This is a genomic window from Myxococcus sp. AM010, assembly GCF_013372585.1.
Taxonomy (GTDB): domain Bacteria; phylum Myxococcota; class Myxococcia; order Myxococcales; family Myxococcaceae; genus Myxococcus; species Myxococcus vastator.
Window position 1 is genome coordinate 17025 of the sequence record NZ_JABXEO010000011.1, and the last position, 16909, is coordinate 33933.

General features: G+C 69.9%; 12 protein-coding genes. 8 read left to right on the plus strand and 4 right to left on the minus strand.

The window, feature by feature from the left end:
- Positions 1 to 127: 127 nt before the first annotated feature.
- Entirely contained in the window at positions 128 to 2695 is a 2568-nt protein-coding gene (locus HV826_RS08455) for a N,N-dimethylformamidase beta subunit family domain-containing protein (protein ID WP_176416491.1), read from the plus strand.
- Here HV826_RS08455 and HV826_RS08460 read toward each other — a convergent pair.
- The 4 genes from HV826_RS08460 to HV826_RS08475 all read right to left on the minus strand — a co-directional run bounded on the left by HV826_RS08460 (position 2685) and on the right by HV826_RS08475 (position 6538).
- Entirely contained in the window at positions 2685 to 4334 is a 1650-nt protein-coding gene (locus tag HV826_RS08460) for a nitrous oxide reductase family maturation protein NosD (RefSeq protein WP_176416492.1), read from the minus strand. The genes HV826_RS08455 and HV826_RS08460 overlap by 11 nt on opposite strands.
- A 123-nt stretch (positions 4335 to 4457) precedes the next feature.
- Positions 4458 to 4784 carry a divalent-cation tolerance protein CutA gene (cutA, locus tag HV826_RS08465; protein WP_176416493.1) on the minus strand — a complete coding sequence of 109 codons (327 nt, stop codon included), beginning with the start codon at positions 4782 to 4784 and terminating at the stop codon, positions 4458 to 4460.
- Positions 4785 to 4856: 72 nt separating this feature from the next.
- Positions 4857 to 5819 carry an ATP-binding protein gene (locus tag HV826_RS08470; protein ID WP_176416494.1) on the minus strand — a complete coding sequence of 321 codons (963 nt, stop codon included), beginning with the start codon at positions 5817 to 5819 and terminating at the stop codon, positions 4857 to 4859.
- Positions 5820 to 5878: 59 nt separating this feature from the next.
- A complete protein-coding gene (locus HV826_RS08475) occupies positions 5879 to 6538 on the minus strand; it encodes a hypothetical protein (RefSeq protein ID WP_176408960.1) in 660 nt (219 codons plus the stop codon).
- Positions 6539 to 6821: 283 nt separating this feature from the next.
- Between HV826_RS08475 and HV826_RS08480 the strand changes: the two genes are divergently transcribed.
- From HV826_RS08480 to HV826_RS08510, 7 genes are all read left to right on the plus strand, one after another.
- The gene (locus HV826_RS08480) at positions 6822 to 10388 is read left to right on the plus strand and encodes a tetratricopeptide repeat protein (protein ID WP_176416495.1); all 3567 of its coding nucleotides are present in this window, start codon (positions 6822 to 6824) and stop codon (positions 10386 to 10388) included.
- Positions 10388 to 11827: an adventurous gliding motility TPR repeat lipoprotein GltE gene (gltE, locus tag HV826_RS08485; RefSeq protein WP_176416496.1), complete on the plus strand. Its 1440-nt coding sequence runs from the start codon at positions 10388 to 10390 to the stop codon at positions 11825 to 11827. Before HV826_RS08480 ends, gltE begins: the two co-directional genes overlap by 1 nt.
- A gap of 127 nt (positions 11828 to 11954) precedes the next feature.
- Positions 11955 to 12224: an adventurous gliding motility protein CglF gene (cglF, locus tag HV826_RS08490; RefSeq protein WP_176416497.1), complete on the plus strand. Its 270-nt coding sequence runs from the start codon at positions 11955 to 11957 to the stop codon at positions 12222 to 12224.
- A 76-nt stretch (positions 12225 to 12300) separates the two neighbouring features.
- On the plus strand, positions 12301 to 14223 hold the full coding sequence (gltG, locus tag HV826_RS08495) for an adventurous gliding motility protein GltG (protein WP_176416498.1): 1923 nt from the start codon (positions 12301 to 12303) through the stop codon (positions 14221 to 14223).
- A gap of 106 nt (positions 14224 to 14329) precedes the next feature.
- Complete coding sequence (cglE, locus tag HV826_RS08500; RefSeq protein WP_176416499.1) at positions 14330 to 14959, plus strand: adventurous gliding motility protein CglE; 630 nt, start codon at positions 14330 to 14332, stop codon at positions 14957 to 14959.
- Positions 14960 to 14984: 25 nt separating this feature from the next.
- Positions 14985 to 15188, plus strand: coding sequence for a hypothetical protein (locus HV826_RS08505; RefSeq protein ID WP_176416500.1), 204 nt, complete (start codon positions 14985 to 14987; stop codon positions 15186 to 15188).
- Entirely contained in the window at positions 15155 to 16840 is a 1686-nt protein-coding gene (locus tag HV826_RS08510) for a DEAD/DEAH box helicase (RefSeq protein WP_176416501.1), read from the plus strand. Before HV826_RS08505 ends, HV826_RS08510 begins: the two co-directional genes overlap by 34 nt.
- Positions 16841 to 16909: the final 69 nt, after the last annotated feature.

Sequence of the window (16909 nt, forward strand, 5' to 3'; positions counted from 1 at the left end):
CGTTTCCCGCCCTGGGCTTTTGTCCGGGTGATCCATCCCAATTCATTGCTCCCAGGAGGGCACCCGCTTCCCTCCAGAGTGTTCGTGCCTACCCTCCGGTCCATTAGCCGTGGCGTGGAGGAACGGGATGGCTCAGGCAGGCCGTTGGGCGGGCTGGGTGTGCGGGCTTGCGCTCGTGTTCGGTGGCAGTGGCTGTGAGGAGGCGGCCGTGCGCCCGGTGATACCGGGTGACAAACACGACACGCCTCCGCTGAACGACGGCTATGACGGCGGCGACGGTGCGCCGCATCCGGGCCTCATCGACGCGGGGGGGCCGGACGCCGGCTCCGAAGAGCCCGAGCCTCCCGACGCGGGCCCGGTGCAGCCGCCGCCGCGAGACGCGGACGCCGTGCGCGAGGAGAACCGCCGCCCGGGGACCACGGCGTGGCGCATCACCCGCAACGCCCACAGCCGGGAAATCGAAGGCTACGCGCTGAAGGCCACGCTGACGCAGGGTGAGACGCTGCGCGTCGCGGTGTCGGTGTCCGAGGCCCGGAGCTTCCGCTGGTACGTGTACCGGATGGGGCACTACGGCGGCGCGGGCGCGCGCGAGCTGGCGCGCGGTGGCCCGGTGCCCGGCGTGCGCCAGGGCGACTGTCCCGCGGACCGCGCCACGGGCGTGGTCGCCTGTCGCTGGGCGCCCACGCTGGAGCTTCCCGTCGGTGAAGACTGGGTGCGCGGCGTGTACGTGGTGAAGCTGGTGCGCGAGGACAACCACCAGCGCTACGTGCCCTTCTTCGTGCGGGACGCGAACCCGCGCGCCGAGGTGGCCGTCCTCATCCCCACCGCCACCTGGGCCGCCTACAACACCTGGGGCGGCACCAGCCTCTATGACGACCGCGACCGGGTGATGCGCGAGCACGGCGTCAGCCGCGCCTTCCGGGTGTCCTATGACCGGCCCAACTACCGCGGCCATGGCAGCGGCCACCTGCTGACGGACGACCTGAGCCTGGTTCAGTGGTTGGAGTCGCAGGACCTGGACGTGGGCTACTTCACCGACGAGGACCTGGACGCCAGCTACGACTTCCTGGCCGGCGCCAAGGCCTTCTTCATGTCGGGCCACGACGAGTACTGGAGCCCGCGCATCCGCGCGCACGCGGACCGGGCGGTGGCGGAGGGCCGGTCGCTGCTCAACCTGGGCGCGAACAACGCGTACTGGCAGGTGCAGATGGAGCCGTCCCAGGACGGCCGGCCGCGGCGCATCATCGCCTGCTACAAGGGCCACGCGAACGACCCGTACACGGGCGCGCAGCGCACGGTGAAGTTCCGCGAGCGCGTCGTGGGCCGTCCGGAGAACGCGCTCCTGGGCGTGCAGTTCTCCGCCCGCTGGCACCAGTTCGGCTTCCCCGCCGTCATCACCCACCCGGGGCACTGGGCGCTGGCGGGCTCGGGGCTGAAGGCCGGTGACACGCTGTGGATGGCCAACGGCTACGAAGTGGACCAGCTGGTGGGCAACGGGAGCTCGCCGGAGGGCCTGGAGGTGCTGGCCGAGTCCCCGCTGTTGTCGCTCCAGGGCGCCTTCGGCTTCGGCCACATGGTGCTGCGCAAGCAGGGCGACGCCTACATCTTCTCCTCCGGAGGCATCGACTTCGTGCGCACGCTGGCCTCCGAGGACATGGCGGACCCGCGCGCGGCCCGCATCGTCGCGAACGTGCTCTACAAGGCGCTGGGCCGGCCGGTGCCCGACACACTGGTGCGCTTCGAGCGGCAGAACGTGTCGGGCCCCCAGGGGCCCTCCGCGGCCGAGGTCCGCACGGTGGCGGGCATTCCCGGGCAGCGTGTCCGCGCCGGTGTCCCCGTGGCGGGCAACTCGCTGGGGGCGCCCACCGCGGTGGCCCTGCTGCCGGATGGGAGCCTGGTGGTGGCGGACGGCCTGGGCAACGCGGTGAAGCGCGTGACGCCGGAGGGCGAGGTGAAGACGGTGGCCTCTGGCCTCAATGGACCCATGGGCATCGCCGCGGACGCCGCGGGCAACGTGTACGTGGCCGATACCGACCACTACGTCATCCGCCGCATCGACCCGGAAGGGACGGTGGAGGTGTTCGCGGGCGGGACGCCGGGGCTGATGGACGGCCCCGCGAAGCAGGCGGCCTTCAACCAGCCCACGGGCCTGGCGGTGACGCCGGATGGCACCGCGCTGCTGGTGGCGGACATGAACAACGGCGTGATTCGCCGCATCGACCTGGTGGAGGAGGGCCACCCGGTGACGACGCTGCAGGGTGACTGGCTCTACCGGCCCTCGGGCGTGGCGGTGAGCGCGGATGGGAGCACGCTGTTCGTCGTCGAGTCCGGCATGTCCCGCGTGGTGCGCATCCGCGACGGGCTCACGTCGGTGGTGGCGGGAACGACGCCGGGCTTCCGTGACGGCGCGCCGGAGTCGTCCCAGTTCCTGCCGTACCTGGGCATCGCGGTGCTGAAGGATGGCTCGCTCGCGGTGGCGGACCCGGGCAACTACCGCGTGCGCCGCGTCGTCCTGAACGCGGACGGCAGCGCGCGCAAGGTGACGACGCTTGCCGGCAGCGGGCGCTACGGCCACGCGGACGGGCCGGGGGACAAGGCGGAGCTCGTCCTCCCGGCCGGCCTGACGGTGGGGCCGGACGGCCGCCTCTACGTGGCGGACGCCGGCAATTCGCTGGTGCGCGCGATTACTCCATGAGCGCGGCGGTGGCGGCCTCGGGGCAGTCCGACTCCACCGCGCCGATGTCCGGCGCGGCGCCGCAGTAGGGCAGCCCCAGGTCCATGCCCCGGTCCACCGCGCGCTCGCCGGGCATCAGCAGGTCCAGGTCCACCAGCGGCTCGCCGCTCTCATCCGAGTCCAGCTCCACGCCGTTCGACAGCCAGTGGGCCAGCGTGCTGCCCTCCCAGTCGCTCTGCGGGGCGATGAAGATGCCCGTGTTGAACGCGGCGCCGGCCAGGTAGAGGTTGGACGTCATGCTGAGGCCGGGGGCGGACAGGCCCATGCTGACGGCGTTGCGCGTGGCGAACACGTTGTTGCGCACCGCGATGTTGGTGGACGGCCCCCCGGTGCCGTGGCCCACCACGAAGGCGAAGCCGTCCGTCCCCACCACCGTGTTGTGCAGCACGCGCACGTCGCTGCCGTTCTCGATGCGGATGCCGGAGCCCTCGGGCGCCTTCAAGTCGTGGATGCGGTTGCGGCGGATGGAGACGTTGGTGGGCGGCGCGCCCACGCGGTTGCCACCCACGGCGATGCCCAGCGACGCGTCCGAGATGTCGTTGTCCTCGATGACGACGTTGCGCGCGGAGTAGTGCACCACCACGGCCTCGCCACGGGACGAAGAGGACTTCTCGAAGCCGTACATGCGGTTGCCGCGCACGACGACGTCGTGGCACGTCTTGAGGTCCACCGCGTTCTCCCGGTTGTCGTACATGTCGTTGTCCTCGATGAGGACGCCGCGCGCCGGGGTGTTGTTGCTGAAGCCCTCGGGGCCCAGGCACTGCACCGAGTCACCCGAGTTGTCGTGGATGTCGTTGCCCCGCACGGTGATGTCCACCGACGTGGGCGCGATGACGACGCCGTGCGAGTCGTCGTCGCCCCGCGCGAAGTGGTGGATGTGGTTGTTCTCGATGGTGATGCCGTTGGCGCCCGCGTCGGTGCTGATGCCGCTGCCGAACGCGCCGTGGTGCAGCTCGTTGTCCGCGAGCACGGTGCCGGTGGTGTTTCCGGAGAACGTCACGGCGACCTGGCGCTGACCTCGGACGTCGAACTCGAAGCCCTCGATGCGCCAGTGGGGCCGCTGTACGTGGGCCATGAACCAGCCGCTGCCGGTGGGAACGACCTTGGGCGAATCCTCGCCGCGCAGGGTGATGGGGGCCTCGGCGGTGCCGGCCTTGGCGCTGGCGTTGATGACGAGCTTCTCTTCGTAGGTGCCCTTCTGGACGCGGATGATTTCCCCCGGGCCCACCAGCGTCAGGGCCTTGGAGATGGTGCGCAGCGGCTCTTCACGCGAGCCCTTCGCCGAGTCATCCCCGGACGGGCTGACGTACCACTGCTTCGCGTAGGCGGGCGGCTCCGGGGCCTGCGGCCCGGGGGCGGGAGGCGGCTGCTCCGCGACGGGCGGGTCGTCATCGTCATCGCCGTCGTGGCCGGAGACGTCGTCGTTGTCGTTCTGCGGCGTGGGCGTCGGCAGGTTGGGGGCCGAGGGCTGCCGCGAGCCCGGATAGCTGGGCAGGCGGCTCGAATCGGACGCCGGAGCGGGCGCCTGCGCGCCGTTGGAGCAGGCGACGCCACCCACGGACACGAGTCCGAGGAGGCACAAGCTGCGCAGTCGGGACATGGGGGTCGGCTCCTGGGGGAAGAGGGCGAGCCCACAACGCTCCTTTCGCCGCGCCGTATTTCACTGCGCCAGCCGCAGGCGGGGCGCTGGCTGTGCCCGTCAGTAGAGCAGGGGAGCGGGAGCTCAGTCCGAGGCGCGGGTGCTACCCAGAATCCAGGACAGGTACGGCGCGTGCCCCTCCGCGATGTCCACGCGCAGCACCTCCGGGACGTCGTAGGGATGCAGCTCGACGATGCGCGCGCGCAGCGGCTCGAAGAGGGCCGCGCGCGTCTTGAGGACGAGCAGGACCTCGGGCTCGTCCTGGACCTTCCCCTCCCAACGGTAGATGGAGTGCAGGCCGGGGACGATGTTGCCGCACGCGGCGAGCTGCGCTTCCACCAGCGCGCGAGCCAGCTCGGCGGCCTTGTCCGAGGTGGGGGCGGTGACGAGGACGAGGATGGCGTCAGTCATGGACACAGGATGCGTGAAGCCTCCGCCGGTCGTCGAGCGGGACGGCGGAGGCGGACGCCCGGCGCGGCGTGACTACCGTCCTGGTGTGCGCCCGCCGCCCAGCGAATGGTGCATGGGCGCGTCCATCTCCTGCCGGGTGCGGCGCCGGTCCGGCGTGTCCTTCGGCAGCTCCACGAAGGTGCACAGCTCGCACAGCCGGCTGTAGATGCGCTCGCCCACGCGCTCGCGCAGCAGCTCCGCGTCGCGCGCCGCGCCGCGCGCGTCCTCTGTGGTGCGGTAGCCCGACGGCGCCGCGCTGCGCGTGGCGCGCTTCTCCGGCTCCAGGGAGTAGTTCGTCGCGAAGAGCGTGGTGCGGCCCGCGTTGTAGCGGCGGGCAATCAGCTCATCGAGCGTCTCCATCTCGAAGGGGCTTCCGCGGCCCTTTCCCAGCTCGTCGATGGCCAGCACCTCCACCTCCGACAGGGGCCCGATGATTTCTCCGCCGCTCTTTCCCTCCTGGAAGCCGCGCCGGATGGTGGCGTAGAGCAGGGAGATTTCGACGTAGCGCCCGCGCACGCCCAGCTCCAGCACCAGGTGCGCCAGGGTGGCCGCCATCAGGTGCGTTTTCCCCGTGCCCACCGGCCCGCTGAGGATGAAGCCCTTGGACGGGCCGCCCTTCACGTACTGATGGGCGAAGTGCAGCGCCACGCCGCGGCCCCGGTCCTGCGCCTCGTTGAAGGCCCGGTAGTTGTCGAAGCTCGCGTGAGACACGACGGCGGGCAGGCCCACCTCGTTGAAGCGCGCCACCCGCTTCCGCCGCTGCGTGCACACGCACGTCTCCATCACCTCGTAGCGGCGGGGGCCCATCTTCTGGCTGAACTCACCCTCGCGCTCGACCAGCACGTGCCCGCGCCCGCCGCACACCGAGCAGTGCTCGGAGCACGCGCAGATGCGCGCGTGGGCCTGCTCCCCCCGGCGCTCGATGACATAGGTCCGCCCGCCGCACACACCACACGCCTCGCCATTCGCCTTTGGAGCCATCTCACGCTCCGCCATACCAGAGCCTCCCCTTGGCCGTCAGTTCACTGAACGGGCGGCCAGGCGTTTCGTCCCACCTACAGCTCCTTCACGCCCAGCCGCCGCCGCACCGTCGCCAGCACCCGGAAGCGCCGGGACACCTTGCGGGCGCGCGGGGACATCACCTGCTGCTCCGCGGACGCCGCCAGGGCCTCACGCCACAGGGCGCACCTGTCCAGGAAGGGCAGGGCGCGCAGCACCAGCAGGAACGCCAGCACTTCCTGGGCGTCCATGGCCGCCGGCTCTTCCGGGACATGCGCCAGGACGGTGATGCGCAGGTTTCGCACACGGTGCGACAGTGCTTCGTTCCGCCCCGCCAGGTCCTCGAGCGCCGCGCACAGCCGCGCGTGCCGCGTCTCCTCCCAGGAGCGGGCCCGCTTGCGCCTGGGGGCGGAGGAGGAGGGTTCCTCACCCGCGCCCGCCGCCAGCTCCCGGTACTTCTTGATCTCCGACTCCACCTGCCGCCGGCACGCGCGCAGCGAGCGCAGCACCGGCTCTCCGGGCCGCGCGTCCCAGAGGGCCTTCTCCGCCGAGCGGGAGATTCCGCGCGCCACCACCTCGAAGGGAACGCCTTCCCGGGCCCAGGTCGTCAAAAGCTCGGTGTCCAGGGCGGAGAGCATCAGCCCCGCGCCACGCACCGCGAGGAAGTAGTCCTGCACCAGCTCTTCGAAGCTGGCGCTTTCGGGGAGGAGACTCATGATCCGACGCGTACTCCAGTGCGGGGAGGCCGGGCAACCGACCGTCCGTTCCCCCATACCTGGCAGGTCCGACACGGCAACTCCAGGGCGCCGATTCTCACAGCGGATCTGGAAGATTTTGAACCGACGCTCCCCGAGGAAAGCAGGCGGCCAGTCAGTGTTGACCCGCCGCGCGGAAACCGCGCATAGTGAGGGTCCCCGAATGGAAATTCCCGAAGATTCCCGGACACTTGCCTACCAGGCAGGCAACCGGGGACGCCGGTGCCCCTCTCCTAGGAAGACCATGCGCCGTTCGCTTCTCGTCTGCCTCGTCCTCCTGGCCACGGCCTCCGCCGCCCAGGAGAAGAAAGCCCCGCGCGATGCCGATCTCGGCCGGAAGTCCGCCACCGCGGTGGACAAGTCCCTGGCTGGCGACATCACCCGTGAAAAGAAGAAGGAAGAGGTCGCTCCCGCGCTCCAGTACGACCAGTTCCGGCTGGGCGTCGAGCTGCAGGTGGCCTCCAAGCGGCGCGAGCAGATCCAGTCGCTGAAGAAGATCATCTCCCTGTCGCCGGATCCGAAGGAGGCCCCCAGCCTCCTGTTCCGCCTGGGCGAGTTCTACTGGGAGGAGTCCAAGTTCTTCTTCTTCGAGGCCAACCGGAAGGATGACGACCTCATCCAGGCCATGAACCGCAACGACGCCGCGGGCCAGAAGCGGGCCAAGGCGGAGAAGGCGGAGTTCATCGCGAAGCAGAAGGAGTACGGCAAGCTCGCGGTGGAGCAGTACACGAAGATCGTCCAGGAGTACCCGGCCTTCGAGCGCACCGACGAGGTGCTCTTCTTCCTGGGCCAGTACCTCATGGAGGACGGCCAGGATCGCAAGGCGCTGGTGGCCTTCAAGCGCCTGGTGGAGAAGCACCCGAAGTCCAAGTTCATCCCGGACGCCTACTTCGCCTTCGGCGAGTACTACTTCAACAACTCCAAGGGGAAGCGCCCGGAGCTGGAGAAGGCGCTGGCGGCGTACAAGAAGGCCTCCGAGTTCCCCGAGAACCAGGTGTACGCCTTCGCCCTCTACAAGCAGGGCTGGTGCCACTACAACATGGGCGACTTCGAGTCGGCCAAGGACAAGTTCAAGACGGTGGTGCTCTACGGCGAGCTGGCCGGGGCCAACGCCGTGGAGAAGGACGGCGGCAAGAGCGGCCGCGGCTCGCTGCTGCGCGAGGCGCGCACCGACTACGTGCGGGCGTTCGCGCACGAGGGGGACGTGGGGCAGGCCCGGGCGGAGTTCGGCAAGGTGGCCACCAACCCGGAAGACCGCTTCACGATGCTGAAGCAGCTGGCCAACCTGTACTACGGCGATGGCAAGGACCGCGAGGCGGCCATCACCTATAACGGCCTCATCAAGGAGAAGCCGCTGTCCCCCGAGGCGCCTGGCTTCCAGGGCCGCATCGTCGACTGCATCCTCCGCATGGGCAACAAGGAGCGCACCGTGGTCCAGGTGCGCCGGCTCGTGAAGATCATGAAGGAGGTCGAGGGCTCCGGCGTCATCAAGGAGGACAAGGACAAGAAGCTGCTGGCGGAGGCGAAGGAGCTGTCCGAGCGCACGCTGTCCAACCTCGCCGTTACCTGGCACAACGAGGGCAAGAAGACGCGCAACGAGGAGACGTTCCGCTACGCGGACGCGGTGTACAGCGACTACCTCACGCTCTTCCCGGAGAACCCCAAGGCGTATGACCTGCGCTTCTTCTGGGCCGAGCTGCTCAACGACAACCTGCAGAAGTTCGACAAGGCCGCCGCCAACTACACGCTCGTCGTGCTCCAGGACGCCAAGGTGCTGGAGGCCAAGGACGACAAGGGCAAGCCGAAGCCGGGCAAGCCGGGCAAGTGGCTGCAGAACGCCGCCTACAACGCGGTGCTGGCCTACGACGAGGTCGTCAAGGCGGGCGAGGCGCGGGGCGAGGGCAAGGGCGAGGCGGTGGGCTCGGACATCACCAAGAAGGCCGCCATCCCCACGCTGAAGAAGGCGCTGCTCGACGCGTGCGAGCGCTACCTCAAGTACGTGCCCAAGGGTGAGAAGCGGGTGGAGATCGCCTTCAAGGCGGCCAACATCTACTACCGCCACAACCACTTCGACGAGGCGGTGCTGCGCTTCAGCGAGATCGCGCTCGGCTACCCCGAGTACAAGTTCGAGAACGGCGAGCGCGCCGCGGAGATCTCCGCCAACCTCATCCTCGACTCGTACCACCTGCTCCAGGACTACGCGAAGGTGAACGAGTGGGCGCGGCGCTTCTACGCCAACGACAAGCTGGCGGTGGGCAAGTTCCGCGACGACCTGGCGAAGCTCATCGAGCAGTCGTCCTTCAAGCTCGTCAGCCAGTTGGAGGAGAAGAAGGAGTTCGAGAAGGCCGCCGAGGCGTACCTCGCCTTCGTGAAGGACTTCCCGCAGACGGAGATCGCCGACCTGGCGCTCTACAACGCGTCCGTCGACTACTACAAGGCGAAGCGCCTGGACAAGGCCATCGAGGTGCGCAAGCGCCTGTTCGCCGAGTACCCGCGCTCCAAGCACGTGCCGGACTCCATCTACGCGAACGCGGAGGCGCTGGAGGCCATTGGCGACTTCGAGGACGCGGCGACGACATACGAGGCCTACGTGCGCGGCTACGAGCGCAGCCTGGGGGAGAAGGGCAACGCCCGGGCACGCCGCGGCAAGAAGCGCAGGGGCGCGGCGGACGACAAGCCCGCGGTGGTGCAGAAGTGGGACGAGTCCAAGGCGCAGGTGGCGCTCTTCAACGCCGCCACCTACCGCGAGGGCCTGGGCCAGATGAAGGCCGCGCTGCGCAACCGCGAGCACTACCTGACGCTGTGGCCGCGCGCCAAGGACGCGGACGAAATCCGCCTGTCCATCATCGACCTGACGGGCAAGAGCGGCGCGGCGTTCAAGGCCATCAAGATGCTGGAGCAGTACGAGCGCGACAACATGCGCTCCCCCAGCCGGTATCTGGCCGCCGAGGGCCGCATCGTCGCCCTGTACAAGAAGATGGGCAGGTCGCGGGACGTGTCCCGCATGTACAAGCGCATCTACGAGCACTTCGACCAGCTGCCCCGCCGCGTGCAGGGTTCGCTGGAGAAGCCGGCGCTCGCCACGGCCGCGCAGGCGCAGTTCCTGTCGGTGGACCTGGACTGGAACGAGTACCGGCGCCTGAAGCTGTACTGGGGCGTGCCGCCGTCACCGAACCGCTTCAAGGCGAGCATCCAGGACAAGAGCCGCGCGCTCCAGGTGGTGGAGAAGAAGTACGTGCAGACGGTGACGCTGGGCGCGCCCGAGCCCGCCATCTGCGCGCTGCACCGCATTGGCCTGGCGTATGACCACTTCGCCGACCGCCTCACCAACGCGCCCATGCCGCGCGGCCTGGACGAGGAGTCGGAGCAGGCGCTGCGCGACGAGTTCGCCAACCAGGCGCAGCCGCTCAAGGACAAGGCGACCGAGGCGTTCTCCGCCACGGTGGCCAAGAGCCGCGAGCTGGACGTCTACAACGACTGCGCCGCGGAGAGCCTGAAGCTGCTGCGCACCACGTACCAGCCGGACCGCTACCCCGACATGCCCGAGGAGAAGGTGGCGCTGAAGGGCCGCATGCAGCTCATTGGCGGCGACCTGCTGGCCAACATCCAGGACGTGCCGCCGCCGGCGCCCAAGGCCGCGGACGCGCAGCAGGCCCGGGCGGAGACGCTGCAGGAGGACCTGACGGACCTCACCGCGCAGCTGCGCTCGCAGACAGAGACTCAGGTGGACGCCCGCCCGGCGGACACCACCAACGGCGCCAATCCCGCGAAGCAGGGCGGGAATGACGAGGAGCCGGAGGATTTCCTCTAATGAACCGGACGATCCGCACCATGCGCCTGTTCCCCTTGTTGGCGGCTGTCTCGCTGGCCGCCGCCGGTTGTACCTCCTCCAAGGCCACCGGCTCCGCCACGGCCAAGACGGGGGATCCGAACGCCGGCAAGTCCGACGCCCCGCCGCCCATCTCCAACACGGCCAAGGCCCGCTTCGAGGACGCGCTGAAGGCGTTCGACACGCAGAAGAAGGCCAACGCCATCGACTATCCGTCGCTGGAGCGGAAGTTCCAGTCCGCGCTGGAGGCGGACGGGAACCTCGCCGAGGCCGACTACAACCTGGGGGTGCTCGCCGAGCGTCAGGGCAAGCTCACCGAGGCGCGCAACCACTACAAGACGGCGCTCACGAAGAAGCCCTCGCTGCGGCAGGCGTCGGAGAACCTGGCCGTGATGGAGCAGAACGCGGGCAACGTCGCCGGCGCGGTGGCGCTGTACCAGGAGGTGCTCCAGCGCTACCCGGATGACGCGCAGTCCCGCGCGCGGCTGGCGGAGATCTACCGGCAGCAGGGGGACCACACCAAGGCCATGGACCTGACGCGCGCCGCGCTGATGCGCGACCCGCAGTCCACCACCGCGCTGAAGGTGATGATCCGCAGCTACCTGGACCGCAAGCAGCTCGCCATGGCGAAGCTGGTGGCCCTGCGCGGCGTGAAGCTGGACGCGGCGGACCCGGAGCTCCACCATTCGGTCGGCCTCATCCTCCTGCAGGAGGGAGATGTGGACGAGGCGCGCCTGTCCTTCAAGAAGGCTCTGGAGGTGCGCGAGGACTACGTGCCGGCGCACGTGGAGCTGGCGCAGCTGGCCCTGTCCGCGGAGAACTTCCCGGCGGCCGAGCAGCACCTGCGCCGCATCCTCCAGGCGGACGGGAAGAACGCCGCCGCGCACCTGGACCTGGGCGTCGCGTACAAGGGCATGGGCCAGTTCGACAAGGCCATGCAGGAGTACGACGAGGCGGAGAAGCTCGACCCCGAGCTGGCGGCGGTGAACCTCAACCGCGCCATCATCCTCCACAAGGTGAAGGACGCGCCCGAGCGCGCCTCGGAGCTGTACCGCAAGTACATCGCCATGGCTGGCGGCGAGGTGGCGCTGCCCGCCGAGGCCCCCGTGTTCGCCCTGCTGCGCGAGGTGGAGGTCATCGTCAACGCCAAGCGCGAGGCCCAGTTCGCCGAGGAGCAGGCGAAGCAGATGGAGGAGCTGCAGAAGCAGCAGCAGGCCCAGATGCAGGCCGCGGAGAAGGCGGCCGGGACGGCGAACCCGCCCGCCACCGCCGCGACGCCGGCCTCCGGCACGGGCGCCGAGCCCCAGGTCACCCCCGCCAGCGGCAGCACGCCGCCGGCGCCCGCCCCCGCGAACGGGAACTCCGGCCAGAAGAATTCAGGCTCGGCGGAACCCGGGGAGCCGGAAGACGACCTGCTGTGAAAGTTGGGACGCCCCCGAGTGCCTTCGCTGTGGCGGGGGCGCGGGGGATGATGCGAACCTTGTGTTTCCCCCTCATCCGGGGATTCGGTGTGCGAAGGGGCCTTCGGGTCCCTTCCGGGAGGCAGTGATGCGGAAGGCGTTGATGCTGTGTGCGGTGCTCGCGGTGACGCCCGCCCTGGCTCAGGACGAGGGCTCCAACCCGGGTGGTCCAGGGGAGGGCAATGTGCGCTACTCCAAGACGACCAACATCGACTTCGAGGACGACACCATCGAAGGCGACCTCACGAAGCCGGATGGCGAGTACATCGAAGCGCGTGACCGGGTGCAGCACTCGAACCTCATCCGCATCCGCGAGGACTTCGAGGACAAGGTGATGCAGTCCGTGGGCGAGCTGTAGCCAGCGCCACACCGCGGCGGGAACCCACCGCCGCGCGCGTTGTCTGACGCCGTACCCACTTTACGTTGGAGCCCCCATGGCCGTTCCTCTGACACTCAAGGTCTTCAAGGGCGACTCGCTGGTCGCCTCCAAGGACTACGAGCGCGACATCATCAAGATTGGCCGTCTCTCCTCGGCGCACCTGTGCCTGGAGGACGAGAAGGTCAGCCGCATCCACTCCGTCATCGAGGTCGCCGGCGACGGCGCCATGTCCATCATCGACATGGGCAGCGTCGAGGGTACGTACGTCAACGGCAAGCGCGTCACCAAGGGGCTGCTGTCCTTCGGTGATGAAATCCGGGTGGGTGGCACCACCATCCGTCTGGAGAACCCGGCCGCGGTGGCCGCGGTGAACCTGGCGGCCGCGGCGGCCAGCACGGAGGTGGTGACGGAGAAGAACCCCGTCATCGCCGCGCCGGCGCCGGCCGAGGGCCTTGCTCAGGCCGCGGTGGCCGCTCCAGTCGCGGGTGCCATCGACCCGTCCTTCGCCGCCACCCAGCAGAACGCGGTGGCAGCCCCCGCCGAGCCCGCGCCGGCCCCAGTCGTGGCCGCGCCAGAGGACGCCGCGCCGCGCGTGCGGAAGGTGCGCCGCACGAAGTCCAGCGGTCCACTGGGCGTGAGCCTGCGCTTCGCCTGGGGTGACCAGCGCGTGGGCGAGTTCTTCATGGCCCCGGGCGTGAAGCGGGCCTTCGTCGTCGGCAGCGCCGCCGGCGTGAACTTCGTCATGGGCGACTCCCGCCTGGGCGGCCCGAAGTTCGAGGCGGTGCGCTCGGACGGCCAGTCCTTCACCGTGCGCTTCACCGCGAAGATGAAGGGCGAGCTCACCCGCAAGGGGGAGACGCTGGACCTGAAGGCGGTCATCGAGTCCGGCAAGGCCTCGCATGAGGGTGACGCGTACACGCTCACGCTGGACGCGGACGACTTCCTCTGGGTGGACCTGGGCGGCGTGACGCTCGAGGTGGCCTTCCAGGCCGTGCCCAAGCGCGTCGTGGTGCCGCTGGGCGAGTCCATGGACTACACCGCGCTCAACATCTTCCTGGTGCTGTTCTTCATCGCGACGGCGTTCGTCATCTCCGCGATGAACCGCACGGGCGAAGGGGACGAGTACGCGGACGAGCTGTCGGCCGACAACGCCCGCATCGCGAAGCTCATCATCAAGCCGCCGGAGACGCAGAAGAACAAGTTCCTCGAGCGCCTCAACCAGCAGAAGGAGAAGAAGAAGAGCGGGGAGATGGCGGCGAAGAACCGCGGCGACGAAGGCCAGATGGGCAAGAAGGACGCGCCCAAGACCAACAGCCGCACCGCCCCCAAGGGCGACCCGAGCAAGAAGGACGAGGCGCGCGCGCTGACCGCGAAAATCTTCGGCGGCGGCAAGGGCGGAATCTCCACGGTCTTCGGCAAGAGCGGCCTGGGGGGTGACTTGAAGAGCGCCATGGGCAACATGTTCGGCGCCAAGGCGGGCAACTCGGGCGGCTTCGGCGGTATGGGGCTGCGCGGCTCGGGCGGCGGCGGCGGCGGCACGGGTGACACCATCGGCATTGGCGGCATCGGCACCAAGGGCCGTGGCGGCGGCACCGGCACCTACGGCAGCGGCGTGGGCGTGCTGGGCGGCAAGCAGAGCGTTGACGTGGGCATCACCTCGTCCGACCCGGAGGTCATGGGCTCGCTGGACAAGGAGCTCATCCGCCAGGTCATCCACAGAAACCGCGGGCAGATCCGCTACTGCTTCGAAAGCCTCCTCAACCGCTTCCCGAAGCTGGGCGGCAAGGTGGCGGTGAAGTTCGTCATCGCGGGCAATGGCACGGTCGCCTCGTCGTCGGTGGCGCAGTCCACGGCGGGCAACGCGGCGCTGGAGACGTGCGTGGCCGGCCGCGTTCGCACCTGGAAGTTCCCCGAGCCGAAGGGCGGCGGCGTGGTGGTCGTCACGTATCCGTTCATCTTCAAGCAGTCCGGCGAATAGCGCCGGGTGGCCTTTCTCCGGGTGGGCAGGCCTGAAGAGGGTCTGCCCACCGCGCCTTTCCCCGGCTCCCTCTCCCCCGCGGGGGCCGGGCCAACGTCAGGACCGCATGAAAGCCCTCGCCTCACTTGCCCTGTGCGCCTCGTTCGTCCTCCCCACGTTCGCGAGCGCCCAGCAGCCCACCACTGCCCAGGGCGACCGCCCGGCTGTCACGTTCGATGAAATCGAGCGGGGCATCTACTTCGCGGTGCTCGGTGGGCCCCTGTTCATCACCAACCCGCCGGCGGCCGAAGGCACGCCGCGTCCGTTCTCCTCCGGGCCCATGGCGCAGGTGGAGGTGGGCGTGGACCTGGGCGAGCGCGTGTCCGTGGGCCTGTTCCTCATGGGCTCGAGCGTGCGCACGAGCGCCCAGTATGTGGGCAACTCCGGCGGCGCGGTGTCAGGTGACTTCTCCTCCCTGATCCCCGGCGCGGTGCTGCGAGCCCGCCTGGTGGGGTTCGCTGACAGTCAGGAAGTGAAGCGCACCTGGTTCTATGTCCGCGCGGGTGCTGGCTACGCGATGTTTTCGCCGGAGCGGCTTCTCCCCGATTCCGACATTCTTGTGTTTGCCGGGCCCGGAGTAGAGTACTACACACGGCTGCGCCACTTTTCCGTAGGGCTCGAGGTGACGGGGCAGTACCTCGTCTCCGGGGGCTCGTTCGGGTTCGCGGTGGCGCCGAACATTCGCTACGCGTTCTAGCGGGAGAAAGACGTGCCTCAGGAGAATGGAAGCGGTGGGCCGCGCCCGGGTGGGCGTGGTCGTGACGGGGGTGCACCGGGCCAGGGTCCTCGCCGTGACGGACCGGGTGGTGGTTTTGGCGGTCGTGGTGGCCCAGGACGTGGCGACGGCCGTGGGCGTGGAGACGGCCGTGGACGCGGGCGCGATGAGGGCCCCGTGGGCCCCGGTCAGCGCGTCATCTCCGAGCTGAGCATCCTGGAGAAGGCGCTCTCAAAGACGGATTTCGGTGCGGAGAAGGCGCCACTGCAGGCCATTGTCCGCTCGCTGCGGCCCATGCGGCTGAAGTCGCTGGATGACCTGGACCTGAACACGCGTGGCCGGCTCATCACCACGCTGCTGCGCGTGCAGCGCCAGCCGAAGCCGGCCGCCCCCGAGGCGCCCGCCGCCGCGGAGGCTGCTGCTCCCGCCGAGGCCCCGGCCCCGGTGGAGGCCGCCGTGCCCGCCGAGGGTGAGGCGCCCGCCGAGGCACCTGCCCCCGCCGAGGGTGAGGCCACGGAGGCGGCTGCTCCCGCGGAGGCTGGTGCTCCCGCGGAGGCGGCTGCTCCCGCCGTGGACCCGGCGCGCGAGAAGTTCGAGGCGTGGACGGAAGTCATCTTCCTGGTCGGTCAGGCCTGGCGTGCCGCGGGTGATGCCGAGCGCGCGGAGGCGGCCTTCGCGACCAGCGGCCGTCAGCCCGGCCCCGAGGTCGAGGAGCCCGTCGCGGCGCCTCGCTCCGAGGAGCGCCGTGAGCGTGGCGACCGTCCCGAGCGCCGTGAGCGTGGCGCTCGTCCCGAGCGCGGTGAGCGTGCTGCTTCGGGTGAGCGTCCGGAGCGCCGCGAGCGGCCCGCCCGGGGTGAGCGTCCGGAGCGCGGCGAGCGCCCGGAGCGTGGCGAGCGTCCGCTCCCGGAGCTGACGGGCACCTGGGACGAGCAGGCGAAGCAGCTGGAGACCATGGGCCGCACCCGCGACGCGGGCCGGTTGCATGAGCGCAACAACTCCTTCGCGGAGGCGGCTCGCCTCTTCGAGACGGGTGGCGACCTCAAGAGCGCCCTGCGCAACGCCCTGGCCGGGAGCGACAACGACACGGCCCGCCGTCTGGTGGGCACGCTGCCGCCGGATCAGCTCGCGCCCACGCTGGAGAAGGCCGGTGCCTACGAGCTCCTCATGGAGCACTTCGTCGGCAAGGGTGATTTCGAGAACGTGGCCCGCCTCTACGAGCGCGCCCGCCAGTTCGACCAGGCGGCGCTCGCCTACGAGCGCTCCGGGAAGCTCACCCTGGCGCGCAAGTCGTACGAGCGCGCGCGGGACGTCGCCAGCGCCAACCGCATCCGTGGGCTCGAGGTGAAGAGCCTGGTGGAGCGGGGTGATCGGCTGGGTGCCGCCACCCTGCTGGCGGCCGTGGGCCAGCGCCGCGAGGCGGTGGAGGTCCTCAACCCGCTGCCTCCGCCCAAGGCCTTCCACTTCATGCAGCGGCTGAAGCTGGACGACGAGGCGAAGGAGCTGGCGCAGAAGGAGCTGGCCCGGGCCGAGCAGGAGCAGAAGCCGGCCGGCCGCGCCCGGTGGCTGGAGCTGCTGGGTGACCTCGCCGCCGCCGCCGAGGCGTGGGAGGGCGCTGGCCGCAAGGACAAGGCGCTCCCGCTGCACGAGAAGCTTGGCAACCTGCCTCGCGCCGCTCAGCTCGCGGAGGAGCTGCAGCAGCGTGACAAGGCCGTAGCCCTCTACACCCAGCTCAACGACAGCGCGGGTGTGGAGCGCGCGAAGGCGCTCCCGGAGACGGCCGCACCTGCCGTGGCCCCCGCGGCGGATGCGGCGGACGAAAGCGAGGGTGGCGAGACGCCGCCGGACGCTCCCTCGGCCGGGTAGCGAGAAGGCCAATGATTCCCGCCGTTTGGCGGGTTTTACACGATTGCTCGGGGGCGCTGGCGACCGGTA